General features: G+C 69.1%; 24 protein-coding genes and 1 riboswitch. Of the genes, 14 read left to right on the top strand and 10 right to left on the bottom strand.

What is annotated here, in order from left to right; genetic code table 11:
- Nucleotides 1-72 precede the first annotated feature (72 nt).
- The 6 genes from gap (at nucleotide 73) to ABD808_RS07325 (ending at nucleotide 5,569) form a co-directional block, all read left to right on the top strand.
- On the top strand, nucleotides 73-1,077 hold the full coding sequence (gene gap, locus ABD808_RS07350) for a type I glyceraldehyde-3-phosphate dehydrogenase (protein ID WP_344891788.1): 1,005 nt from the start codon (nucleotides 73-75) through the stop codon (nucleotides 1,075-1,077).
- Nucleotides 1,078-1,163: 86 nt separating this feature from the next.
- Nucleotides 1,164-2,396 (top strand): phosphoglycerate kinase, encoded by a 1,233-nt coding sequence (locus tag ABD808_RS07345; RefSeq protein ID WP_344891785.1) that lies wholly within the window; start codon nucleotides 1,164-1,166, stop codon nucleotides 2,394-2,396.
- Between the two features lie 3 nt (nucleotides 2,397-2,399).
- Complete coding sequence (gene tpiA, locus ABD808_RS07340) at nucleotides 2,400-3,194, top strand: triose-phosphate isomerase (RefSeq protein ID WP_344891782.1); 795 nt, start codon at nucleotides 2,400-2,402, stop codon at nucleotides 3,192-3,194.
- Nucleotides 3,195-3,345: 151 nt separating this feature from the next.
- The gene (secG, locus tag ABD808_RS07335; protein WP_344891779.1) at nucleotides 3,346-3,582 is read left to right on the top strand and encodes a preprotein translocase subunit SecG; all 237 of its coding nucleotides are present in this window, start codon (nucleotides 3,346-3,348) and stop codon (nucleotides 3,580-3,582) included.
- A gap of 90 nt (nucleotides 3,583-3,672) precedes the next feature.
- Nucleotides 3,673-4,044, top strand: a complete 372-nt coding sequence (locus ABD808_RS07330) for an RNA polymerase-binding protein RbpA (protein ID WP_344891776.1) — start codon at nucleotides 3,673-3,675, stop codon at nucleotides 4,042-4,044.
- 115 nt (nucleotides 4,045-4,159) lie between these two features.
- Nucleotides 4,160-4,245, top strand: a riboswitch (ZMP/ZTP riboswitch).
- Nucleotides 4,246-4,297: 52 nt separating this feature from the next.
- Nucleotides 4,298-5,569 carry a serine hydroxymethyltransferase gene (locus ABD808_RS07325; RefSeq protein ID WP_344891773.1) on the top strand — a complete coding sequence of 424 codons (1,272 nt, stop codon included), beginning with the start codon at nucleotides 4,298-4,300 and terminating at the stop codon, nucleotides 5,567-5,569.
- Nucleotides 5,570-5,572: 3 nt separating this feature from the next.
- Here ABD808_RS07325 and ABD808_RS07320 read toward each other — a convergent pair whose 3' ends face one another.
- Nucleotides 5,573-6,364: a class I SAM-dependent methyltransferase gene (locus tag ABD808_RS07320; protein WP_344891770.1), complete on the bottom strand. Its 792-nt coding sequence runs from the start codon at nucleotides 6,362-6,364 to the stop codon at nucleotides 5,573-5,575.
- Nucleotides 6,365-6,475: 111 nt separating this feature from the next.
- On the opposite strand from ABD808_RS07320, the gene ABD808_RS07315 reads away from it, so the two are divergent.
- Together ABD808_RS07315 and ABD808_RS07310 are read left to right on the top strand one after the other, a co-directional pair.
- Nucleotides 6,476-7,147, top strand: a complete 672-nt coding sequence (locus tag ABD808_RS07315) for a carboxymuconolactone decarboxylase family protein (RefSeq protein WP_344891767.1) — start codon at nucleotides 6,476-6,478, stop codon at nucleotides 7,145-7,147.
- Complete coding sequence (locus tag ABD808_RS07310; RefSeq protein ID WP_344891764.1) at nucleotides 7,140-7,736, top strand: GNAT family N-acetyltransferase; 597 nt, start codon at nucleotides 7,140-7,142, stop codon at nucleotides 7,734-7,736. Before ABD808_RS07315 ends, ABD808_RS07310 begins: the two co-directional genes overlap by 8 nt.
- A gap of 3 nt (nucleotides 7,737-7,739) precedes the next feature.
- Here ABD808_RS07310 and ABD808_RS07305 read toward each other — a convergent pair whose 3' ends face one another.
- Genes ABD808_RS07305 through ABD808_RS07290 form a run of 4 tightly spaced genes read right to left on the bottom strand, consistent with a single transcriptional unit; the run spans nucleotide 7,740 to nucleotide 10,850 of the window.
- A complete protein-coding gene (locus tag ABD808_RS07305; protein ID WP_344891761.1) occupies nucleotides 7,740-8,504 on the bottom strand; it encodes an isocitrate lyase/PEP mutase family protein in 765 nt (254 codons plus the stop codon).
- A complete protein-coding gene (locus tag ABD808_RS07300) occupies nucleotides 8,501-9,349 on the bottom strand; it encodes a cytochrome P450 (RefSeq protein ID WP_344891758.1) in 849 nt (282 codons plus the stop codon). Before ABD808_RS07300 ends, ABD808_RS07305 begins: the two co-directional genes overlap by 4 nt.
- A 9-nt stretch (nucleotides 9,350-9,358) precedes the next feature.
- A complete protein-coding gene (locus ABD808_RS07295) occupies nucleotides 9,359-10,114 on the bottom strand; it encodes an aspartate/glutamate racemase family protein (RefSeq protein WP_344891755.1) in 756 nt (251 codons plus the stop codon).
- A 7-nt stretch (nucleotides 10,115-10,121) separates the two neighbouring features.
- Nucleotides 10,122-10,850, bottom strand: a complete 729-nt coding sequence (locus tag ABD808_RS07290) for a metallophosphoesterase (RefSeq protein ID WP_344891752.1) — start codon at nucleotides 10,848-10,850, stop codon at nucleotides 10,122-10,124.
- A 46-nt stretch (nucleotides 10,851-10,896) separates the two neighbouring features.
- On the opposite strand from ABD808_RS07290, the gene pdxR reads away from it, so the two are divergent.
- Nucleotides 10,897-12,288 carry a MocR-like pyridoxine biosynthesis transcription factor PdxR gene (gene pdxR, locus ABD808_RS07285; protein ID WP_344891749.1) on the top strand — a complete coding sequence of 464 codons (1,392 nt, stop codon included), beginning with the start codon at nucleotides 10,897-10,899 and terminating at the stop codon, nucleotides 12,286-12,288.
- Here pdxR and ABD808_RS07280 read toward each other — a convergent pair.
- Nucleotides 12,275-12,937, bottom strand: coding sequence for an aminotransferase class IV (locus ABD808_RS07280; protein WP_344891746.1), 663 nt, complete (start codon nucleotides 12,935-12,937; stop codon nucleotides 12,275-12,277). The two genes, pdxR and ABD808_RS07280, sit on opposite strands and share 14 nt — an antisense overlap.
- Before the next feature lie 221 nt (nucleotides 12,938-13,158).
- Here ABD808_RS07280 and ABD808_RS07275 point away from each other — a divergent pair, with 221 nt between their 5' ends.
- Entirely contained in the window at nucleotides 13,159-13,515 is a 357-nt protein-coding gene (locus ABD808_RS07275) for a MerR family transcriptional regulator (protein ID WP_344891743.1), read from the top strand.
- Nucleotides 13,516-13,572: 57 nt separating this feature from the next.
- Here the strand turns inward: ABD808_RS07275 and ABD808_RS07270 are convergent, their stop codons facing one another.
- Nucleotides 13,573-13,947 (bottom strand): ATP-binding protein, encoded by a 375-nt coding sequence (locus tag ABD808_RS07270; protein ID WP_344891740.1) that lies wholly within the window; start codon nucleotides 13,945-13,947, stop codon nucleotides 13,573-13,575.
- 242 nt (nucleotides 13,948-14,189) lie between these two features.
- On the opposite strand from ABD808_RS07270, the gene ABD808_RS07265 reads away from it, so the two are divergent.
- Complete coding sequence (locus ABD808_RS07265) at nucleotides 14,190-15,047, top strand: helix-turn-helix domain-containing protein (RefSeq protein ID WP_344891737.1); 858 nt, start codon at nucleotides 14,190-14,192, stop codon at nucleotides 15,045-15,047.
- Complete coding sequence (locus tag ABD808_RS07260; protein WP_344891734.1) at nucleotides 15,044-15,259, top strand: DUF397 domain-containing protein; 216 nt, start codon at nucleotides 15,044-15,046, stop codon at nucleotides 15,257-15,259. The genes ABD808_RS07265 and ABD808_RS07260 overlap by 4 nt, the downstream gene beginning before the upstream one ends.
- Before the next feature lie 331 nt (nucleotides 15,260-15,590).
- Here ABD808_RS07260 and ABD808_RS07255 read toward each other — a convergent pair whose 3' ends face one another.
- Entirely contained in the window at nucleotides 15,591-16,712 is a 1,122-nt protein-coding gene (locus ABD808_RS07255; protein WP_344891731.1) for an FAD-dependent oxidoreductase, read from the bottom strand.
- Between the two features lie 525 nt (nucleotides 16,713-17,237).
- On the opposite strand from ABD808_RS07255, the gene ABD808_RS07250 reads away from it, so the two are divergent.
- Both ABD808_RS07250 and ABD808_RS07245 read left to right on the top strand, forming a co-directional pair.
- The gene (locus tag ABD808_RS07250) at nucleotides 17,238-17,756 is read left to right on the top strand and encodes a hypothetical protein (RefSeq protein ID WP_344891728.1); all 519 of its coding nucleotides are present in this window, start codon (nucleotides 17,238-17,240) and stop codon (nucleotides 17,754-17,756) included.
- Nucleotides 17,757-17,811: 55 nt separating this feature from the next.
- The gene (locus ABD808_RS07245) at nucleotides 17,812-19,257 is read left to right on the top strand and encodes a DUF4303 domain-containing protein (RefSeq protein WP_344891725.1); all 1,446 of its coding nucleotides are present in this window, start codon (nucleotides 17,812-17,814) and stop codon (nucleotides 19,255-19,257) included.
- Here the strand turns inward: ABD808_RS07245 and ABD808_RS07240 are convergent.
- Entirely contained in the window at nucleotides 19,238-20,038 is an 801-nt protein-coding gene (locus ABD808_RS07240; protein WP_344891722.1) for a class I SAM-dependent methyltransferase, read from the bottom strand. The genes ABD808_RS07245 and ABD808_RS07240 overlap by 20 nt on opposite strands.
- A gap of 210 nt (nucleotides 20,039-20,248) precedes the next feature.
- Nucleotides 20,249-21,976 (bottom strand): hypothetical protein, encoded by a 1,728-nt coding sequence (locus ABD808_RS07235; protein WP_344891719.1) that lies wholly within the window; start codon nucleotides 21,974-21,976, stop codon nucleotides 20,249-20,251.
- Between the last annotated feature and the right edge of the window lie 276 nt (nucleotides 21,977-22,252).

Here is a 22,252-nt window from a genome sequence, read left to right as displayed (position 1 = left end):
TTGAACCCCGGATCCACCGTAGTCAGCAGTCCGGGCGCGGCCCGGACGATCGACGTGAGGGAGAGCCGTTCCGTGACCATCCGAGTGGGCATCAACGGGTTCGGCCGGATCGGCCGTAACTTCTACCGGGCCGTGAAGGCGTCCGGGGCCGACATCGAGATCGTGGCGGTCAACGACCTGACCGACAACGCCACGCTCGCCCAGCTGCTCAAGTACGACAGCATCCTCGGCCGCTTCCCCGAGGACGTGCGCGCCACCGAGGACGAGATCATCGTCGGCGGCCACGCCATCAAGGCGTTCGAGGAGCGCGACCCGGCCAACCTGAAGTGGAGCGACGTCGGCGCCGACATCGTCGTCGAGTCCACCGGGTTCTTCACCGACGCCACCAAGGCCAAGGTGCACGCCGACAACGGCGCCAAGAAGGTGATCATCTCCGCGCCCGCCAAGAACGAGGACGTCACCGTCGTCCTCGGCGTCAACGAGGACAAGTACGACCCGGCGCGGCACACGGTGATCTCCAACGCCTCCTGCACCACCAACTGCCTGGCCCCGCTGGCGAAGGTCCTGCACGACAGCTTCGTCATCGAGAAGGGCCTGATGACGACGATCCACGCCTACACGCAGGACCAGAACCTCCAGGACGCCCCGCACAAGGACCTGCGCCGCGCCCGCGCCGCCGCGATCAACGTGGTGCCGACCTCCACCGGCGCCGCCAAGGCCATCGGGCTGGTGCTGCCCGAGCTGAGGGGCAAGCTGGACGGCTACGCGCTGCGCGTCCCCGTCCCGACGGGCTCGGCCACCGACCTGACCGTCACGCTGTCCCGCGAGGTGACGGTGGAGGAGGTCAACGAGGCGTTCCGGACGGCCGCCGAGGGCGCGCTCAAGGGCTACCTCACCTACACCGACGACCCGATCGTCTCCAGCGACATCGTCACCGACCCGGCGTCCTGCGTCTTCGACTCCGGGCTGACCAAGGTCATCGGCGACCAGGTCAAGGTCGTCGGCTGGTACGACAACGAGTGGGGCTACTCCAACCGGCTCGTCGACCTCGTCAAGCTCGTCGGCGCGCGGCTCTGACCGCGTAACCATGACAGGGTCCCTCGCGCCGTGGCCGCCTACGACCGGCCACGGCGCGGTCGTGTACGGAAGGACACCGCATCCCGATGCGCACCATTGACGACCTCGACGTCGCCGGACGGCGCGTCCTCGTCCGCGCTGATCTGAACGTCCCGCTGGAGGCCGCCGAGGAGCCGGGGGGTGTGGGGGGTCGTCCCCCCACAGCGACGCGCCAGATCACTGACGACGGGCGGATCCGGGCGAGCCTGCCGACGATCGAGGCGCTGCGGGGCAGGGGCGCCAAGGTCGTCGTCTGCGCCCACCTCGGCCGTCCCAAGGGCGAGGTCAAACCCGAGTTCTCGCTGGCCCCGGTCGCCGCCCGGCTCGGCGAACTGCTCGGGACGCCGGTCGAGTTCGCGGCCGACGTCGTCGGCGACTCCGCCCAGGCGGTCGCGGCCTCGCTCCCGGACGGCGGCGTCGCGCTGCTGGAGAACCTGCGGTTCGAGCCGGGCGAGACCAGCAAGGACGACGCCGAGCGCGGCGCGTTCGCCGACCGGCTCGCCGCCCTCGCCGAGATCTACGTCGGCGACGGGTTCGGCGCCGTGCACCGCAAGCACGCCTCCGTCTACGACGTGCCGAGGCGGCTCCCGCACGCGGCGGGCGGCCTGATCGTCGCCGAGGTCGAGGTGCTGCGCAAGCTCACCGAGGACGTCGAGCGTCCCTACGCGGTCGTGCTCGGCGGGTCCAAGGTGTCCGACAAGCTCGGTGTGATCGACAACCTGCTCGGCAAGGCCGACCGCATCCTGATCGGCGGCGGGATGGCGTACACGTTCCTGAGGGCGAAGGGCCACGAGGTCGGCACGAGCCTCCTTGAGGAAGATCAGCTCGACACCGTCCGCGACTATCTGCGGCGGGGCGAGGAGACGGGCGTGGAGTTCGTGCTGCCGGTCGACGTCGTCGCCGCCGCGGCGTTCGCGGCCGACGCCGACCACGGCGTGGTGGCCGCCGACGCCATCCCCGCCGACCGGATGGGCCTGGACATCGGGCCCGAGTCCGGCAAGCTGTTCGCGGCGCGGCTCGCCGACGCCAACACCGTGTTCTGGAACGGCCCGATGGGCGTGTTCGAGATGGAGCCCTACGCGAGCGGCACCCGCGCCGTCGCGCAGGGGCTCATCGACTCCGGCGCGTTCACGGTGGTCGGCGGCGGCGACTCCGCCGCGGCCGTCCGGCGGCTCGGCTTCGACGAGGCCGCCTTCTCCCACATCTCGACCGGCGGCGGCGCCAGCCTCGAATACCTCGAAGGCAGGACGCTGCCCGGCCTGCAGGCCTTGGAGGACTGACCGATGGCTCCCGCGACTCCCGCCCGCAAGCCGCTGATGGCGGGCAACTGGAAGATGAACAACAACCACCTTGAGGCGATCGCGCTCGTCCAGAAGATGGCGTTCGCGCTCAAGGAGGCCGACTTCGAGGCCGTGGACGTCGCCGTGATCCCGCCGTTCACCGCGATCCGGTCCGTGCAGACGCTCATCGACGCCGACAAGTACGCCATCCAGTACGGCGCGCAGGACGTCTCGCCGCACGCCTCGGGCGCCTACACCGGCGACATCTCCGCCGCGATGCTCGCCAAGCTGCGCTGCTCCTACGCCGTCGTCGGGCACTCCGAACGCCGCCAGTACCACCGCGAGGACGACGCGCTCGTCAACGCCAAGGCCAAGGCCGCGCTCGCCGCCGACATCACCCCGATCCTGTGCGTCGGCGAGGGCCTGGACGTCCGCAAGGCGGGCGGGCAGGTCGCGCACGTGCTGGCGCAGGTGGACGGCGCGCTGGAGAAGATCCCGGCCGACCAGGTGCGGCGCACCGTGATCGCCTACGAGCCGGTGTGGGCGATCGGCACCGGCGAGGTCGCCACCCCGCAGGACGCGCAGGAGGTCTGCGCCGCGATCAGAACGCGGCTCGCCGAGCTGTACGACGGCGGAGTGGCCGACGAGGTGCGTATCCTGTACGGCGGTTCGGTGAAGGGCGGCAACGTCGCCAAGCTCATGGCGCAGGCCGACGTGGACGGCGCCTTGGTCGGTGGTGCCAGCCTGGACCCGGGAGAGTTCGTCAAAATCTGCCGGTATCGGGATCTTCCAGTCTGATCAAAACTGATCAATTCCGCGTGAACTGGGGGTTCATGCCGAACCAGCGGCTGGTTCGTCGTACCCTTCGTAGCTGACGGGTAAACCGCCCGGGCCGGTCCACCGTCCCACTACAGACCGTCCTGACCTAGAGACAAGGCGCTGAAGAATCGTGATCATCGCATCGTCCATCGTGCTCATCGTCACGAGCCTGTTGATGGTCGTCCTCGTCCTCATGCACAAGGGCAAGGGCGGCGGGCTGTCCGACATGTTCGGCGGCGGCGTCTCGTCGTCCCTGGGCGGGTCGTCGGTGGTGGAGCGCAACCTCGACCGGCTGACGATCGCCGTCGGCGTCATGTGGTTCGCCTCGATCGTCGCCCTCGGCCTGCTGTTCAAGGGCAACGCCTGAGTCACCCGTTCCGATTGACCATTAGCGAGCGCCGCACCGCCCCTAGCTGGAGGTACGGGCGGTGGCGATAGACCAAGCGAGGAGTACTCCGTGGGTAGTGGCAACGCGATTCGGGGCAGCCGTGTCGGGGCCGGTCCGATGGGAGAGGCGGAACGCGGCGACGCCGCCCCCCGCGTGTGGGTGACCTTCTACTGCGCGAACCGGCATGAGACCCGTCCGAGTTTCGCGACGGACGTCGCGGTCCCCGAGACCTGGGACTGCCCGCGCTGCGGGTTCCCCGCCGGGCAGGATTCGGAGAATCCCCCGGCACCGCCGAAGACCGAGCCGTACAAGACGCACCTGGCATACGTGAAGGAGCGGCGCAGCGACGAGGACGGCGAGGCCATCCTCGAAGAGGCGCTGGCCAAGCTCCGCAAGAAGCGCGCCGCAGTCAAGAAGGCACTGGAGGCCGCAGGCCGCTGAGGCCCAAGCCCCACCGCACGTCACATGGTCCGCGCCCCACGAGGGGTCGCGGACCATGCGCCTTTCCGGGCGGATCGGACGCGATGCCTTCGCGGCGCCGGGTGGGTCGGTAGGATGGCGGGTACGCGACTGGCGCAGTCAAGGTGGAGTCGACCACCGGGGAGCGAAGCAGTCCGCACACCGCGCGCCTGGGTGTCGGGCCCTTTCCGCCGGGGCCGACCGTCGTCCCGGCGCCGCGACCGCGGAGGCTCACATGCACGAACCGGCCGTTCCCCATCTCCACGCCGAAGACCCCGAGATCGCCGGAATGGTGGAGGCCGAGGCCCGCCGCCAGTACGAGAAGCTGCGGCTGATCGCCTCGGAGAACTACGTGTCGCCCGCCGTCCTGGAGGCCGCGGGCAGCGTCCTGACCAACAAGTACTCCGAGGGGTACGAGGGCAGGCGCTACTACGAGGGCCAGCAGGTCATCGACCCGCTGGAGGCGCTGGCGGTCAGGCGGGCGCAGGAGCTGTTCGGCGCCGAGCACGCCAACGTCCAGCCGTACTCGGGGTCGCCCGCGAACCTCGCCGTGTACCTGGCGTTCCTGGAGCCCGGTGACCCCGTGATGGGCCTGTCGCTGCCGATGGGCGGGCACCTCACGCACGGCTGGTCGGTGTCGGCGACCGGGAAGTGGTTCCGTCCCGTCCGGTACGACGTGCGCGCCGACACCGGACGGGTCGACATGGACCAGGTCCGCGACCTGGCGCTGAAGGAGCGACCGAAGGTCATCTGGTGCGGCGGCACCGCGATCCCCCGGACGATCGACTTCCCGGCGTTCGCCGAGATCGCCCGGGAGACCGGCGCGGTGCTGGCCGCCGACATCGCCCACATCGCGGGCCTGATCGCGGGCGGCGCGCACCCGTCGCCCGTCGGCCACGCCGACGTGATCACCACGACGACGCACAAGACGCTGCGCGGCCCGCGCGGCGCGATGATCATGTCGACGGCCGAGCACGCGAAGGCGGTCGACAAGGCCGTGTTCCCGGGCCTCCAGGGCGGCCCGCACAACCAGACGACCGCCGCGATCGCCGTCGCGCTGCGGGAGGCGGCCCAGCCCGGCTTCGCCGCGTACGCGCGGCAGGTCGTCGCGAACGCCGTGGTCCTCGCCGCCGCGCTGCGCGACCGGGGCTACGACCTGGTGTCCGGCGGCACCGACAACCACCTCATCCTGATCGACCTGACGAAAAAGGGCATCGGCGGCAAGCCCGCCGCGCAGGCCCTCGACCGCGCCGGGATCGAGTTGAACTACAACGCCGTCCCGTTCGACACGCGCAAGCCGTTCGACCCGTCCGGGCTGCGCGTCGGCACCGCCGCGATCACCACCCGGGGCCTCGGTGAGGAGCTGATGCCGCAGGTCGCGGCGTGGATGGACGAGGTCGTGCAGGCCGCGGCCAAGGGCGACGAGAGCGTCGTCGAACGGGTCGCCGCGCAGATCAGGGAGCTGCTCGCGTCCTACCCGATGCCGGGCTGGACGGCCACGCCGTAGCGGTCAGGCGCCGCGCAGGATCGTGATCATGCGCCAGGCGGCGGGGTCGGTGAGCGCCACGGCGGCCTCACCGGCCCCGAAGTCGCCGTACCGGGCGACGGTCTCCAGGCCGCCCGCCAGCCGGATCGCGGCGTCGAGTTCGGTCGCCGTCCAGAACCGGTACGGGACGACGTCGCGCAGCACCCGCGTGGCCCCGTCGGCGGTGATCGTCATCGTGACGTGGTCGTCGGCGACCTGCGTGACGGGGTCGAGCCGGTCGCCGCTCTCGCCCCACCGGACCGTGGCGTGGACGCCGTCGCGCTCGACCGTCCAGCCGGTGCCGACGCTGGGTTCGTCGGTGAGACGGTCGCGCGGATGCGCCATCTCCACGACGTAGAGGCCGCCGGGCGACAGGTGCGCGGCGGCGCAACGCAGGTGCGCGACGAACGCGTCCAGTGTCAGGAGGTGGGACGTGGAGTCGAGCATGGTCACGACGAGGTCGAAACGGCGGTCGAGGTCGAACCGGGTCATGTCGTCCTGGACGACCGTCACGTCGACGCCGCCGCGCTCCGCCTCCTTGACCGCGTACGCGCACATCGCCGGGTTCAGGTCGAGCGCGGTCGCCGCGACGCCACGGCGGGCGAACTCGCGTGCGTGCTCGGCGGGCCCGGCGGCCAGTTCCAGCATCGACGCGGGCTTGACCTGGTGTTCCGCGCACCAGGCGAGCAGGACGTCCACGTCGGCGGACACGTCGCGGAACGAGCACGCCAGTTCGTACGCCCACGGGTCGTCGTAGATGCCGCTCACTCCGCCCATCCTGCCAGGGTCATGTCGGTGTCACGCCGCCGACAGGTCAGCGTGCGCCCGGGGTTTCACATTCCGGACCGGGTCTTGAGCCGCCCCGTCCGACCGCCTAGCGTGCGGTAAGTGATCGACCCCGTGAGCGGTGAGCACGTCAATGACCGACCTCCGCCCGGTCCGTCCACGACCCGGCTCCCGCTGCTGCTCCCCGGCACCCTGAGCGACGAGCAGCGAACCGTCTACGAGGCGGTGACGGGCGGCCCCCGCGCTTCCGGCCGCGTGCCGCCGCCCGTCCTCGCCGACCAGTACGGACGTCTCCTCGGCCCGTTCAACGCCATGCTGTACAGCCCGTCCGTCGGGCTGCCACTCCAGGACCTCGGGGCGGCGCTGCGGTTCCGCACCGCGTTCACCGAACGGGAACGGGAGATCGCGACGCTGGTCGTCGCGGCGCGGCTGCGCTCCGACTACGAGTGGTGCGCGCACCGTCCGCTGGCCCGCCGCGCCGGTCTCGGCGACGACGAGATCGACGCGCTCCGCGACGGCCGCGCCCCGATGCTCGCGGACGTCCGCGAACGCGTCGTGTACGAGGCGGCCCGGCAACTCGCCGCCGAGGACGACCTGGGCGACGCCGTGTTCACCGAGGCGGTCGCCACGCTCGGCCGCGCCGCCGTCGTGGAGCTGGTCACCCTCGTCGGCTACTACAAGGCGCTGGCGTTGCAGATGCGGGTGTTCCGCGTCGGCGTCCCGGACGGTGAGCCCGCGCCCGCCTGGCCCCCGACGGGGAACGCCGATGACTGACGTGTTGCGCACGGTGCGGCTTGCCCTGCACCCGGTGGCGATGAGCGACCAGGCCGCGCTGCTGACGCACTGGACGGGCCCGCTCGTCCGGCGGCACCTGTTCGACGACCGGCTGATCTCCGCCGTCCAGGTCGCCGAGATCATCGACTCCAGCGAGCGCGACTTCGCCACCGAGGGCTACGGGCTGTGGGCGCTGCGCCCCGTCCGCTGGTCCGTCGACGCCGACGACCCGGGGCCCGCCGCGCCGGGAGACCCGCTGATCGGGGTGGCCGGGCTCAGCCACCACGAGGGGCCGCTCGGCCACGGCGCGGACGTGGAGATCCTCTACAGCCTGGAACCGGACCACTGGGGCCAGGGCCTCGCCGCCGAGGCGTCCCGCGCGGTCCTGGACTACGCCTTCGGGGTGGTCGGCGTGCGCCGCGTCACCGCCGAGATCGACATGGCGAACCCCACGTCGGCGGAGATCGCCCTACAACTCGGCATGCGCCGCCCCCCGGACGGCCCATCGGGGCCTGACGGCGCCGCCTACTACGCGGCCGACCGCTCCCGCTGGATCGGCTACCGCCCCGTCGTCGACGCCGTCCCGTGAGGGCTAGCCGCCGATGAGGTCCTGGATGTCTTCGTAGGTGGGGGTGGGGTGCCCGGCGTTCTGGCCGGTGACGCCGAGCGCTGTCGTGACTGCTGTTTGGAGGGCCTCGCGAAACAGTAGTGATCCGGTGCTGATGCGGTGGACGCCGAGGCGCGCCATCCGGTCGAACTCGGTCTTGCCCGGCAGGTGCAGGACGTTCAGCGGCACGTTCGTGGCGTCGAGGACGGCGCGGATGTCAGCGTCGTCCATGATGCCGGGCACGAAGACCCCGTCCGCGCCCGCCTCCGTGTAGGCGCGGGCTCTTCGGAGCGTTTCGTCTCGGTCGGGGTCGCCTAGCCAGAACGTGTCGGTTCGGGCGTTGAGGAAGACCTGGGGCGCGGCCCGTTTCACGGCGGAGATCAGGGTGGTCTGGTGGTCGAGCGGCGTGAGGGTCTGGTCGGCGCGGCCGTCCTCCAGGTTGATCCCGGCGATCCCGAACGAGGCGAGGTCGGTGACGAGTTCGGCGACCTCCCCGATCCGCGTGGAGAACCCATTCTCGATGTCGACGGTGACCGGCACGGGCAGACGGGACAGGACGCTGGCGAGCGCGACGGTCTCGTCCCGGGTATCGCCCGTGGCGTCGGCCTTCCCGGCGGCCGCGGCGACGCCGAGGCTCGTCGTCCCGATCGCGGGGAACCCGGCCTTGACCAGCGCCGCGCCGCTCGCGAAGTCCCAGGCGTTCGGCAGCAGCAGCGGACGATCACCATGATGCAGGTCGTGGAACCTCATCGGCGGGCCTCCGTTCCGTCCAGGACCGCCTCGACGACCCCGGCGGCCAGGTGCAGGGCGTGCTCGGCGGCAGGGCACGGCCGTCGACCCGCGCCGAACGTCAGGTGGGGACGTTCCCGACGGTCGGGATCGAAACGGTCAGGGTGGTCGAACACGGCCGGGTCGCGGTTGGCGGCGCGCAGATCCAAGGTGACCATTGCCTCTTTCGGGATCGTGTGCCCGTTGACGTGGGCGTCGTCGGTGGCGACGCGGCGCATGACGGGGACGGGCGGGTCGAACCGGAGTGTTTCGGCGATGACGTTGTCGACAGGCCGCCCGTGCGATTCCTGGCGGCGCGCGTGGGGCAGCGTCCTGCGGATGAGTCCGGCCGTCGCCTCGCACGCCTGCATGAGGACGGCGATGCGGCTCGCGATCAGCTCGTCCGGGCCGGGGCCGAGGAGTTCGACGAGCGTCGCGACGGCTGCGTCCGCCTCGGTTCCTCCGTCCCCGGTGAGGTACCCGGACGCGGCGACGGGCACTGCCTCCATGAGCGCGTCGAGGTCTTCGACGCCGAGAGCTTCACCGAGGACGGCGACCGGCGCCCGCTCCGGTGGATCGCCGTCGAGCACCCGGGCGCGGGCCCGTTCTCGCAGGTCGGCGGGCCGCATGGCGTCCAGGGCGGTGACGACGAGGGCGCGGCGCCGCTGATGGTCCGCGCCCTCGCTGAACCGGCATACTGTCTGCCGGAGCCACGCCAGTGAGTGTCGGCGGGCGTCCTGTCCGGCCGGCGGGACGACGAAGCGCGGGTCGTCCAGGACGGCGGTGACGTCGGCGTGGCGTGAGATGACCAGGTTTGTGCTCTCCACACTCCGAATCTAGGGGCGATTCGCTTCGTCACCGGACGAAACGTCGGCGGGTCCGCCGCGCCACGTCGGGAAGGGCCGTTGCCCGGTGCACACCTCGAAGGCGGCGCGGGCCAGCAGGCGGGTGGAGTCGAGCGTCGGTAGCGCCGAGACGTCGGGCGTGACCAGCAGCGGGATCTCCGTGCACACCAGCGCGACGGCGTCGCAGCCCCGGTCGGCGAGCCGGTCGATGACGCGGGCGTACTCCCGGCGCGAGTCGTCGGTGAAGACGCCGTTGACCAGCTCGTCGAAGATGATCCGGTGCACGATCGCCCGGTCGTCCTCGTCCGGGACCTCGGCGGCGATGCCGCGCGCCGCCAGCTCGCGCGGGTACACGGGGCCGTCCATGGTGTAGCTGGTGCCGAGGACGCCGACGCGGGTGCGTCCGTCCCGCGCGGCCCGGTCGGCGACGACCTGGGCGATGTGCAGCCCCGGCAGGGCCAGGTCGTCGCCGGGACGTTCGAGCGCGAGATGCGCGGTGTTGTCCGGGCAGACGAAGAAGTCGGCGCCCGCCCCCGCGAGCCGCCGGACGTTCTCGGCGAACGTCAGCCGGATCGAGTCGTGGTCTCCGGCGTCCCACGCGGGCATGCTCCGCGCCATCGCGATGAGGTCGAGCGTCACGTCCGGGTGGTCGTCGGGTCCCAGTTCGCGGAACCCCTCCTGGCAGAAGGCGCGGAGGCACAGCGCGGCGCCCTCCATGCTGTGGGCCAGGATGCCGAGATGTTTCATGCGAGTCCTAAACGGTGCGGTAGTGCGTGGTAAGAAGCCCATCATCGTGCAAGACGTGGAACGTCAGGCCCGGGGGAGCGTCGTAGTCGGCGACGCCGCCCTCCTCACCCGGCAGCCGCAGCGTGGACACGACACCCGGCGCGACGAGCAGCGGACGTCCCGCGAACGTCGTGGCCGTCGCCGTGTGCGCGTGCCCGCACAGGACAGCCACGATCTGCGGATGCCGCGCGACTGTTTCGGCCAGCCGTTCCTCTCCGAACTGCCGGATCCGGTCGACGAACGGGATGTTCAGCGTCACCGGCGGATGGTGGAAACAGACGAACGTAGGCGCGTCGGGTTCGGCTGCCAGTTGCCGGTCGAGCCAGCCGATCGTCTCGTCGTCGAGAAACCCGCGACCCTTGCCGGGGACCGTGGAGTCGCACATCAGGAACACGACGCCCGACACCTTGTGCGCCCGGTTGATCGGACCGTCGTCGAACGGTTCGTCCAGAAGGCCCTCCCTGTACGGGCCTCGCGCGTCGTGATTGCCGGGGCACATCAGCACCGGATACGGCGATCGCAGTTCCTTGCGAGCCTGCCTGTACTGGGCGGGCTCGCCGTCCTCGACGATGTCGCCGGTGATGAGGACGGCGTCGAGCGGCACGTCATTCACACGCGCCATGACGCGCGCCGCACGTTCGAGGCGGTGGTCGCCGCCGTCCAGATGGGTGTCGCTGAGCTGCGCGAAGAGGAACATGCCGCGAACCTAAGACACAACCGGACCAGTATTAAGATCCAGGCATATGCCGAAAGATTGGGCCGGTTCAGGGATCGACTTGCACCTGGACGTCGACACGTCCGGCGGCCGCCGGACGGGTCTCGAACGCGCCCTCCGCGCTGCCATCCGGACCGGACGGCTCGCGCCAGGCGACACCGTCCCGTCGACCCGCGCGCTGGCCCTTCAGCTACACCTTGCGCGCGGAACGGTCACCGCCGCCTACGACCAACTGACCGCCGAGGGTTATCTGACGACCGTCCCTGGCTCCGGCACGAGGGTCGCGGAGATCGCCCCTACAGCCGACGACGCCCCTGGCCCGGCGGGCACCGGTGCACCCGTCCACGACCTTCTGCCGGGACGGCCCGACCTCAGCGCGTTTCCGTCGCGAGCATGGCTGCGCTCGACCCGCCGCGTCCTGGAAACCGCTCCGCCCGAGGCGCACGCGCTCGGCGACCCGCGAGGCCGCCCCGAACTACGCGAGGCACTGGCCGCCTACCTGGGACGGGCCCGTGGCGTCCACGCCGACCCGGGCCGGATCATCGTCACGTCCGGATACGCGCAGTCGCTCGGCCTGCTCGCCGAAGTCCTTTCCGCCGCCGGGACGACGACGATCGCGATGGAAGAGCCGGGGCACCCATTCCACCGTGAGATCGTCAACCACCGCGGCCTGACGATCGTCCCGCTGCCCGTGGACGACCTCGGCGCCCGAGCCGACATCCTCGCCGAAGCGGGCGCGGCCGTGCTCACCCCGGCGCACCAATACCCGTCCGGCGTAACCCTGCACCCCGACCGCCGCCACGCCTTCACCACCTGGGCCCGCGCCACCGGCGGACTGATCATCGAGGACGACTTCGACGGCGAGTTCCGCTTCGACCGCCAGCCCGTCGGCGCCCTCCAGGGCACGGCGCCCGACCACGTCGTGTACGCCGGGACCGCGTCCAAGACCCTCGCTCCGGGGATGCGCCTCGCCTGGCTGGTCCCGCCCGCGCACCTGGTCGAACCCGTCGCGGAGGCCAAACGCCTAGCCGACGCGCAGACCCAGTCGCTGGGCCAGCTGGTCTTCGCCGACCTCCTCGAAACACACACATACGACCGGCACGTCCGCGCATCCCGCTTCCGCTACCGCCGACGCCGCGACCTCTTGGCTGCGACACTCCACGTCCGCGTCCCGCACGTCCGCGTCCAGGGCATCGCCGCCGGGCTGCACGCCCTCGTCCTCCTCCCGGACGACGGCCCCGACGAGCAAGCAATCATGCAACGCGCCGCGCCCCTCGGCCTGGCCCTGATGCCCCTCCACGACCATTGGCAGAACCCGTCCAGCCGCCCGCAAGGCTTCATCATCGGCTACAGCACGCCGCTTGCCTCCGCCTACCCACCCGCACTGGACGCCCTGTGCACCGTCCTCAGCACTCGGTAAGTGGTTCAGCCTCAAAGGCCCGGTGAAGCAGTTCCAAGAAACGCGGAGCTTGGGGCAAATCCACAGAACCAACCCGCCTGACCGCAACACTCGGCGTCCACGAATTCATGACAACAGCACCACCCAACGTCGGCAGGTCAGCGACAGCAATCTCCTGAACACGCTGCGACACACCAAGCTGCTCCAGCTGACGACGGACGATACCCATCGTCGTCCCAACCAGCATCTCGGCATCGGGCCACACCACAGCCTCGCCGTCCCAGAACGCCAGATTCCAAATCGTCCCCTCGCTGAACCGCCCCCGCCGATCAACAAAGGCGGCATCATCAAGGCCCTCCCGAACGGCCCGCCGCATGAACAAGGTCTTGGCCACCTCACCGACATGCTTCACAGCAGGCAGCACCCGCTCGTACTCGACCACCGCCAACGCCAACGGCCCCGCCGGCCCGGCCGAGGGCGCCCCAGTACGCACCAGAACATCAACCGCATCTCCACCCGCGACGAACTCACCCGGCGACGAGTAGACAGTGGCCGTCAACGAAACATCCGCAGGAGAAGATGCCAACGCCGTCCGCAGCGCGTCCCGCACCCGATCGTCAGGCAGGGCCCGGCCGAACATCTCCACCGAGGCGAACCGCAGCCGTTCCAAATGAAGATCGAGGCCCCGAACTCTCCCCCCGCGCACCCTGCATCGCGGTGAAGTGGGCATACCCCGCGAAGGCGAGCGGCGCCAACTCCTCACTGGTCGCCGGACGGCCATTGCGTTGGACCACGAACATGGACATGGATGTCTCCAACAGTGCGGAATGATCGCTCCCAGCACGACGTTAGGCCTTCACACTGATGGAAAGGTCAAGCCGGGACGGTGACATGCTGATCGGGGAGTTGTCCCGGCGAACCGGCGTCAGCACACGACTTCTGCGCTACTACGGGGAACAGGGCCTACTTGAGGCCACTCGCGCCGCGAACGGCTACCGCCACTACGACGCCGACTCCGTGCTCACCGTCCGGAAGATCCGCGTCCTCCTGAACGCAGGCCTGTCCACCGAAGTGATCCGCTCGGTGCTCCCATGCACCCGCGACGACCAGCCGGAATTCGACTGGTGCGCCGACATCCGCGACCTCCTGGACCGCGAACTGGCGGTCCTGGACGGACGCATCGAGGACCTCCAACGCAACCGAGGCACCCTGGCCAGATTCGTGACCCACCCCAGCGATCCCCACTAGCCGAGCAGCCTCCACGTTCGGCCCGAACGTGTGATCCCTCCCGCCCAGAGGGACGCCTCAGCCCTCGCCGCCGCGAGCAACGAACTCCGCCCACACGGTCGTCCGAGGCCCATCGGCGTGATGCCCCCACCGAACGGCAAGGGCCTCGACGATATGCAGGCCGCGCCCACTCTCGTCATCCGCGTCCCGCAGCACGGGCCGCGCCCCGCCCGCCCCGTCGTCGCTCACCTCGGCGCGCAGGACACCCTTTCCCGCCCACAACGCGATGTGGATCTTCCCGCCCCGCCCGGACGCGGTGTGCCGGATCCCGTTGGCGGCGAACTCGTCCACCACGAGCGTCATGTCGTCCAGCAGATCCCCACCGGCCGCCAGATGCTCAGGCACGAGGGTGACGACCAAGAACACCCGCGCATGCCGAACAGAACGCTTCACGCCCGGAAGGGTCAACACGCCAAGAAGCCGCAGCCCCCCAGCCCCGCAGGTCGTCATCGTGATACCTCCTCCGATGCTCACCCGCCCAGGCTGATCGCCCTCCGTCACCCCATCAACACATTCCCGTGAGGTAAGAGCCATCCGTCGCGGGCCGATGCACAAGCTGAAGTATCGAAGTCCGGATGTATCCAACTTCCGCGAACCTCCGTCCACTCGGATACTCACGGTGACAAACTCGTCGCATGTCGTCAGATGAACGATTGTCTTACCGGCGTCGCAAGATCGGCCAGGCCCTCCGTCGATACCGCGAAGAGCGCAACCTGACGCAGGAGGCTGCGGGCCGCCTCGTTGAGCGCTCACCAGCCTCACTCAGCGCCTACGAGAACGGTCACAGGGCAATCCGCCCGCGTGACCTTCGCCAGATTCTTGATCACTACGGGGTCGGCGACGAGGGGGAGCGCGCACGGCTCCTCGAACTCGCCGTGCAAGGCCGGAAAGAAGGCTGGTGGCGTGACTTTCACCTGTCGCAGGAGCCCGTCATCGTGGACGTGGCCTCCCTCGAAGAGGATGCCTCTCGTATCCGTTCGCTCGAGACCATGGCCATCCCGGGCCTCCTCCAGACGGAGTCCTACACGCGGGCGGTCTTCTCGAGCTACAGCGACGTCCGGGACACCAAACGAGACAAGGACGCTCTCGCCTTCAGGATGGCGCGGCAGCGGATTCTCAAGAGCCCGTCTCCGCCGCAAGTGACGTGGATCCTCGCCGAAGCGGTAGCGCACATGCTCGTCGGCGGGGCGGAGGTGATGAAGGAGCAGTTCCGCAAGATCCTCATGGGCGCGAATGCCGGGCGGTTCGAGCTGCGGGTCCTTCCCTTTTCTGCGGGGGCGCATCCAGGGATGGACGGCTCATTCTCGATCATCGATGTCGGTACAGAAGACCCCATGAAGGTCGTCTGCGTGCACAGTCTCACGCGCAGTTGGCTCATCGACGAACCGCCGAGGATCGATCGCTACGAATGGGCATACGAGGAGTTGTCATCGTTGGCTCTCTCGAAGACAGATTCCCAGATCCTGCTTAAGGAGATAGCGTCCACGCTATGAGCATGCCCCCCACGCAGTACACGACCTGGCGCAAGAGCAGTTACAGCACTCAGGACCCGACCGAGTGCGTTGAGCTAGGCGTGCGAGCAGACGGTCAAGGCTTCGGCGCACGCGATTCCACAGATCCGGTCGGCCCGATGCTCGCCTTCACGAAGGCCGAATGGCGCGTGTTCTTGGACGAGGTGAAGCGCGGCACGCACGACCTTGCGTGACAACACCGAGCAGCCCCGGTGGCGCAGGAGCAGCCGCAGCACTGAGTAGCCCGCCAGGCGCGGACGCCCACCGCCCACACGGCGCTGACACCCATACGCTCCACCCTCCACCGCGAGGCCCCGCGCCACCCGCGGCCGGTTCCCAGCGCCTCCACGGCGCACGATCAACGTCGGAAGCCTCCCGTAACTACCGAACACGCCTGCCCCGGCGATCGCTCCACTCTCCAACGACGAGATCCCGCCCGATCAACGCGACCGAACGGGATCTCGTCGAACGACCTCAGGCCATATCAAGAACGGTCCCGAGGGCTCGGAGTGAGTGTTGGGCGGCTCAATGCTTCTGCTGGAATATCTCCACGAGCCGGGATACGTCGTCGCTGGACAGGGACTCACTCAGCTGTTCGTGTTCGGTGATGACCGTGGTGCTGCGGAGGAACATGGCCTGCTCGTATTCGCTCAGCGCGGTTTCGGGGTCGTCACGGTGCGCGGCGATGGCCTTGCCGAGTTCGGCACCGTCGAGCATGGCCAGGTTGGCGCCTTCGCCGTTCGGTGCCGCGAGGTGGGCGGCATCGCCGAGCAGCGTCACACCGGGCACCCGCCCCCACCGGTGCTCGGTCGGCAGCGCGTAGTGGGGGCGCAGGACCGGCCCGGTGTCGCAGTCGCTGATCAGCGCGGTGAGCTCGGGTGCCCAGCCGTCGAACTCCGCCGTGATCCGCGTGGTGGCAGCGCGGGCATCGGTGAAATCGATGGCGGCGAACCAGTCCTGCGACCTGGTCAACCCCACGTAGGTGTGCAGAGTGTCGCCGGTTTCCCGGTGAGCGAAGATCTCCTTGCCCTCCGCGGGCGCCATCATGGAACCGCCGCCGACCGCGTGCGCGGCGCCCGGGTGCAGGGTGTCGGCGTTGAACAGGTAGGTCTCGACGAACGACCTCCCGGCGTACTCGGGTACGGCGGTGGACACCAACGGCCGGACCCGCGACCACGCGCCGTCGGCGCCGACCAGCAGGCTGGTGGCGACGGTGCCGCCGTCCGCGAACGTCACCTCGTGACGGCCCTCGCGCAGGGTACGGGTGCCACTGACCTTGTGGCCCCACTGGACGGTGTCGGCCGGGAGCGAGTCGAGCAGAATCCGCCGAAGCTCGGCGCGCATCACCTCGGGGCGCCCACCGGTGCCGTCATCGAGTTTGTCGAACAGGACCGACCCGTCCCGGTCCAGGACTCGCATCTGCTGGCGGCCCTTCAGGACAATGGCATGGAACTCCTCCATCAAATCGGCCGCCTCGATGGCGAGCTGCCCGTTGTAGTCGTGGATGTCAAGCATCCCGCCCTGCGCGCGCATCTCCGGGGAAGACTCCGCCTCGTAGACCGTGGCTGGAATTCCGTGGACGTGCAGTACGCGGGCGAGCGTGAGACCGCCGAGACCAGCGCCGATGATCGTGACGTCATTGCTCATAGTGATTCCCCTATTGGTCGCATGCCTGCCCGATGGGCATTCGGCAGGTTCTCTGTGGAAGCTGCCAGACCCCTCTGATGCGCCGCTGACACCGGACCGACACGCCCCTGACACATGCAGGTCGGGCCAGCTGGATCTCCGGCATTGCGGGGCTCCGATGATGTTGGTTGTCTGTCCCCGGGGCCGGTGAATTCGTTGGCGGCGGCACCTCCCCTACGGAAGGCATGCGAACGCTCTCCCGGTGTCTCTTGGCCGAATACGTCCGGGAGGGCCGCGCAGCGCACGGTCGCGCCCATGCGTGCGGAGTTAACGTCAACAGATCCGCTTCGCTCTCGGCCATGTACTCAACTTGCCGCGACGCCCGGTTCGGCTCGTCGGAATTCACCTGGACGGGGGAGCGGGCTCACTCTGACGGGCGAAGATGGCGGGGCGGCCCGCTTGCGATCTTTGATGTCCGGCACGCCGAGACCCAAAGGATCGCGAATGACCTCATCGACTGACAGGGGGCGGCTGCGTAGGGCCTGGGTGGCCGCGCACGACCCGGTGGCAGGGGTTCCCCGCTGGGCGCGGATCGCTGCCCTCGCGGTCCCGCTGACCGTGTTGCCAGCCAGCCTTTGGCGGATCCCGGCCGCGTTCGACGAAGGGATCGGGATCGGCGAACGGCTCTACGTGGTCTGCCTTTCGATCGTGTCCGAACTTGTCGCGTTCACTGCGGTCGGCCTCATCGCTCGGTGGGGCGAAGTGTTCCCGCGGTGGACGCCCTTCGTGCGCGGCCGCCGCGTCCCGCCGAAGGCAGTGGCCATCGCTGCGGCCTTCGGAGCCCTGATCCTCACGGTGATGTGGACCGCCGCGTGGATCTCCATATTCAGGGGGGTCACTCTCCGGGGTGGGGCGACGCCAGCGAATTTCCCCACAGAGGAAGGTGGCTGGAAGGCCGCGACCTTCTATGTCTACTACCTCCCACTCCTGCTCTGGGGGCCGCTGCTCGCCGCCGTGACCTTCGCCTACGTCCAGCGTCGTCGACCTGCCATCGTGCAGGCCTGAGTGCGGGCCTTCCAAAGCGGCGCACGATCCCAATCGAGTCTGGGACGATCGCGGGATGTCGTTCGAAGAACTGGTGAACCGGCTGGTCGAGGCGGCGCGTGCGGCGTTCGGGGAGGTGCGGGAACGGCATCCGGGGGAGTCGTTCTACTTCTTCGCGCTGTTCACCGATGCGTTCGCCGCCTACATTCTGCCCAGTTGCGGTTCCGAGGAGGGGCTGCGGAGCGTCGCGGAAAAGTACGTCGCCGAGTTCGGACAGACCGTCGAGCAGCAGATGGACGACCTGCGATGGAGCCCGGTCGACTCGCCCCATCACATGGGCGGCGAGGAGCATTTCCGCCCCGTCCTGGAATTGCTGGAGCGGCGGGGCGACCCGTGGCAGCGTCACGACGACGGGCTCGACGCCGAGGTCGACGGACGTTTCGAGGCGTGTTTCCGCGCACTGGAGATCCTGGACGAGGAAGGATTCTTCGGACGTGGTCCCGAGCGTGACCGCGTCCTGGTGAACGTCCTGCAAGGCGACCAGAGCGAGCGGAGCGTCCTGGAGAACGCGCGGCGCCTCAACCCGCCCGCCGCGGTGGCCAGGTTGGAGCGCGACCTGGACATTCCCGCGCCCGAGGGCGAGTTCGTGACGCTCGGGTCGAGGGGCGCCTACCAGATCAGGGCATTGGAGTACGCGCCCGGCCCAGGGCTGCTGGTCGCGTGCGGTTCCGGAGGCGACCTGTTCGCCTGGGACCTCCATGGCGGACGCGAGTTGCTCGCCGCCGAGCACTCCGACAACTACTGGGGCTGCGCGCTGTCGGCGGACGGCCGGACCTTGCTGGTGAACGACACCAAGCGGGTCATGCGCGTCGATCTATCCGACGGCGCGCGGCACGACACGGGCATCCGGGACGCCTGGGCGATCGCGATCTCACCCGATGGCGCGACCGTGGCGGCAACTGGAGGCGGATCGGTCCGAGCCATCGACGTCGCCGAGGGACACGAACTATGGCGTGCCGAACGTCCGGCGTCCGCCCTGAGCTTCAGCGGTGACGGCTCTCTGCTGGCCCTGATCGGGGACGCCCACGCGCGGGGCGTCACGGTGCTCGACGCGTCCGACGGGACGTTGCGGCATGAAATTCAGCGGAAACCGTCGCGCGGCCTGGCATGGGCTCCGGACGACGGGCTCCTCGCGACAGCAGACCAGGACGGACATATCCGCCTATGGCACTCTCGCGACGGCTTCACCCCAGGCCCGACATTCGACCCGGTTCCCGGTGACGTCACGGACCTGGCCTTCTCCCCGGACGGGACGTTGCTGGCGACGGCGCACACCGGCGGCGACGTGAACATATGGGACATCGACTCCGCCCGCCACCTGGAACGGTTGCACGGCACGCCCGAGACGATGAACGCCGTCGTGTTCGTCGGTGACCGCCAGGTCGCGGCGGCGGGCCGGGATGTCGACTCCGGCCCGCCCGTTCACATCTGGACCGTCGAGTTCAACGCCGGGCCGCGGTGATCGCCAGTGTGGAGTAGGGAAGGGTGAAACTGTCTCCCATCTGATCCAGCGAAGGTTGAAGCGCGTCCATCAGTTCCGCCAGCTTCTCGGGTGGGAGCCGGGTGAGAATGCCGAACGTGGGCAGCTGATCCAACCATTCCTCGCGGGTGTAGGTGTGCTCCCAGTCGAAACGCCACCGGTCAGGGACGTCGAACGCTTCCGCCTGGTGCATTCCCTCCGCGACCTTGTCCAGCCCGGCCGCGTAGATCTCCACAGCGGACTTGGTGAACGCCTGAGTCAGATCGACCGGGGAATCGGGGATTACCCGCTGGCAGGCCTCGACCAGGGCCGACGACATTTCCGGAGGCAGCTGGAGCGCATTCCAGAACGCCGACAGAAGTCCACTGGGCCGAAGTACACGCGCCGCCTTGGCCGCACCAGCGACCGGGTCGATCCAGTGCCATGCCTGGCCCGCGACGACCGCGTCGAACTCGCGACCTCCCGCGTCCCAGTCCTCGAACGTCGCCACGTCCACCTCGAGCCCGAAACGGCGGGCCAACTCGGCCATCCGCTCGTCGGGCTCAACCCCGTGGACGGTCGCGCCCGCGCCCTGGAGCTGCCGCGCGACGATCCCAGTACCGCAACCGACATCGAGGACAGCGGGTCCAGGCGCGGCGGCAACGATCCGGTTGACCAGCTCAGCAGGGTAGCGAGGCCGAGCGCGGTCGTAGCGCTCAGCGTCCGTACCGAACGACTCCGCCATCTGCCGCTGGTGATGAGCTTCCGATGAATGAGTGGGCATGCGCCCACTCTAAGGGGCGCACGCCCACTTACGGGAGACCCCGGACCCACCAACTCCCGTAGGCGTCGACGAAGAGCCTTAGCACCCGACCAAACTCGCCGCATTCGCCGTCCGTCCAGCCGCTCACTGCCTTGGCGAACAGCTCCTGCCGGGTGGCGTCCACAATCGCGCGCTCTTCGGCGGCTAACTCCGGATGGACACCGTGGGTCGCTACCTCAGGGGTGCATCCGGGGATGGGCGGCTCATTCTTAGTTGGCCGGTTTGGACGGGGTCGCTTGTGGGGGATTGGGCGGTGTTTCCGTAGTGGTCGGTGGCGCGGATGGTGTAGGTGTGTGTGCTGCCGGGTGGAAGGCCGGTGTCGGTGTGGGTGAGGGGTTTGAGGTCCCAGAATCGGGAGGGTGAGTCGAGTGTGTGGATGACGCTGGTGCCGTCGCGGATGATTTCGTATTTGAGTTGTTTGTTGTCTCGGTCCCAGGTTTGGGTCCAGGTGATGGTCAGGGTGCCGGTGGTGCCGTCGGGTTTGGTGACGGTTGGTTTGGTGAGTGGCTGGGGTGGGTTGGTGTCGGTGGTGACGGTGAGGTCGCCGAAGCGGGTGAGTGATTGTTGGGGTTGGTCGTTGATGGTGGTGAAGTCGCCGCCGAGCCAGAGGTAGTGGCCGTTGTTGTCCATGGCGCGGGGGCCTTGGCCGTCGGTGGGGCCGGCGTTGGTGTCGGCGAACCAGTGCAGGATGGGCGGGGTGTCATAGCGGGCGGGGTCGGGGTTGGCGGGTTCGGCGAGCAGGCGTTGGTGGCGGTTGTTGTCCAGTTGGGGAAATCCGTCGGGTTGGGTTGAGCAGTCGTGGGCGTGTGAGCCGCTGTAGAGCACGCCTGCCAGAAGGGTGATGGCTTCGGTGCCTCCCAGGCAGTTGTCGATCCAGCGGAGGGTGCCGCCGTCGGGGTTGACGGCGAGGCGTCCGTCGAAGGTGCCGGTGCCGGCTGCGCTGACGTAGACGGTGTCGTCGTCGGTGATCAGGTCGGTTGCCCAGGAGTGGCGTGTGTCGCTTTGGCGTTCCAGGCCGGTTTCCCAGGGGGCGTTGGTGCCGGTGGCGTCGGTGCGGATGGAACTGAGGCCGTGTGGGGGTTTGCCGTTGAGGGTGTCGAATTTGCCGCCGATGATGACCTGGGTCTGGTCGGGCGACAGGGCCATGGACATGACTCGGCGGTCGGCGGAGGGGGTCCAGCCGGTGAGAGTGCCGGTGGTTCTGTCGAAGGCGGCCAGGCGTTGGCGGGGGCTGCCGTCGGCGGTGGTGAAGTTGCCGCCGGTGTAAACGGTGGTGGGGGTGACGGCGAGGGCTTCGGCGGCGGCGTCCAGATCGTGTCGGAAGCCGGTGAGGGGGCCGTCGGGGAGGGTGAAGGCGGCGATGCGGGGTCGTGACTGCCCGTTGATTTTGGTGAATTTCCCGGCGATGTAGAGGGTGTGGCCGTCGGGGGAGGGCTGCAGGTCCCAGACGATGACTTCGGCGCCGGGGTTGGCCTCCACGGCGGGGTTGAAGGGGAGTGGCTGGCCGGTGGTGGCGTTGAAGGCGGCCAGGTTGAGGCGGGGGAGTTCGGCGGGGTCGCCGGGGCTGGTGCCGGGTGGTCGGATGGCGGTGAAGGAGCCTCCGACGTAGACGGTGTCTCCGATGATCTCGATCGTCCACACGGTGCCGTTGGTCTGCCAGGTCGGCAACGGGTCGGCGGTGACAGTGGGCAATTCTCCCGGCGGTGGGGCGGTGTCGGCGACAGCCGGTGGCACGGTGGTCAGGGCGGCCGTCAGAGCGGTAATGGCGAGCAGGGCGCGGGCAGGGAGACGCCGCCGTCGCCGACTGACGTGCCGGTGCTGTCGGGAGCGTGGAATGGACCAGGACGTGGCGAGCATCGAGCTCTCCCGGGTGGTCGAGGTCTGGATAACCATGATCATTGCAGGTGATTAATCGCTCGACAAGATCAATGATAGCCAATTTTTATTCTGGGTCATCGAATTTGTTTGTTTTCTAACACCTGTTAGTCGGCGTGCGCGGACGCGCCTGCTGGGCGTGCGGTTGTCATGCTGGTCGAACAAAGTGATGAGTCGATAGCTGCGAGGCTGTCCTGTCGGACATCTCAAGTGTTAGGAAGACCATTTGGCTTATGGTCCGCGTTGGCTTGCTGCGACCGCCATCGATTGTCGTCGTGTGTCCGCAAGTGGACATCAACC

This window comes from Actinomadura meridiana (assembly GCF_039537545.1).
In the GTDB taxonomy this organism is placed as follows: domain Bacteria; phylum Actinomycetota; class Actinomycetes; order Streptosporangiales; family Streptosporangiaceae; genus Spirillospora; species Spirillospora meridiana.
Note: the sequence above shows the minus strand (reverse complement) of the source record. Positions and strands in the feature narration are given on the sequence as shown.

What these genes read in the sequence shown, in the direction of transcription:
- ABD808_RS07290 (WP_344891752.1), bottom strand. Translation starts at nt 10,850, where the DNA reads ATGTTCCTCTTCGCGCAGCTCAGCGACACCCATCTGGACGGCGGCGAC.
- tpiA (WP_344891782.1), top strand. Translation starts at nt 2,400, where the DNA reads ATGGCTCCCGCGACTCCCGCCCGCAAGCCGCTGATGGCGGGCAACTGG.
- ABD808_RS07235 (WP_344891719.1), bottom strand. Translation starts at nt 21,976, where the DNA reads ATGATCATGGTTATCCAGACCTCGACCACCCGGGAGAGCTCGATGCTC.
- ABD808_RS07275 (WP_344891743.1), top strand. Translation starts at nt 13,159, where the DNA reads ATGCTGATCGGGGAGTTGTCCCGGCGAACCGGCGTCAGCACACGACTT.
- ABD808_RS07255 (WP_344891731.1), bottom strand. Translation starts at nt 16,712, where the DNA reads ATGAGCAATGACGTCACGATCATCGGCGCTGGTCTCGGCGGTCTCACG.
- ABD808_RS07240 (WP_344891722.1), bottom strand. Translation starts at nt 20,038, where the DNA reads ATGCCCACTCATTCATCGGAAGCTCATCACCAGCGGCAGATGGCGGAG.
- ABD808_RS07245 (WP_344891725.1), top strand. Translation starts at nt 17,812, where the DNA reads ATGTCGTTCGAAGAACTGGTGAACCGGCTGGTCGAGGCGGCGCGTGCG.
- ABD808_RS07260 (WP_344891734.1), top strand. Translation starts at nt 15,044, where the DNA reads ATGAGCATGCCCCCCACGCAGTACACGACCTGGCGCAAGAGCAGTTAC.
- ABD808_RS07345 (WP_344891785.1), top strand. Translation starts at nt 1,164, where the DNA reads ATGCGCACCATTGACGACCTCGACGTCGCCGGACGGCGCGTCCTCGTC.
- ABD808_RS07320 (WP_344891770.1), bottom strand. Translation starts at nt 6,364, where the DNA reads ATGGGCGGAGTGAGCGGCATCTACGACGACCCGTGGGCGTACGAACTG.
- ABD808_RS07265 (WP_344891737.1), top strand. Translation starts at nt 14,190, where the DNA reads ATGTCGTCAGATGAACGATTGTCTTACCGGCGTCGCAAGATCGGCCAG.
- ABD808_RS07305 (WP_344891761.1), bottom strand. Translation starts at nt 8,504, where the DNA reads ATGAGGTTCCACGACCTGCATCATGGTGATCGTCCGCTGCTGCTGCCG.
- ABD808_RS07295 (WP_344891755.1), bottom strand. Translation starts at nt 10,114, where the DNA reads ATGAAACATCTCGGCATCCTGGCCCACAGCATGGAGGGCGCCGCGCTG.
- ABD808_RS07325 (WP_344891773.1), top strand. Translation starts at nt 4,298, where the DNA reads ATGCACGAACCGGCCGTTCCCCATCTCCACGCCGAAGACCCCGAGATC.
- pdxR (WP_344891749.1), top strand. Translation starts at nt 10,897, where the DNA reads ATGCCGAAAGATTGGGCCGGTTCAGGGATCGACTTGCACCTGGACGTC.
- ABD808_RS07310 (WP_344891764.1), top strand. Translation starts at nt 7,140, where the DNA reads ATGACTGACGTGTTGCGCACGGTGCGGCTTGCCCTGCACCCGGTGGCG.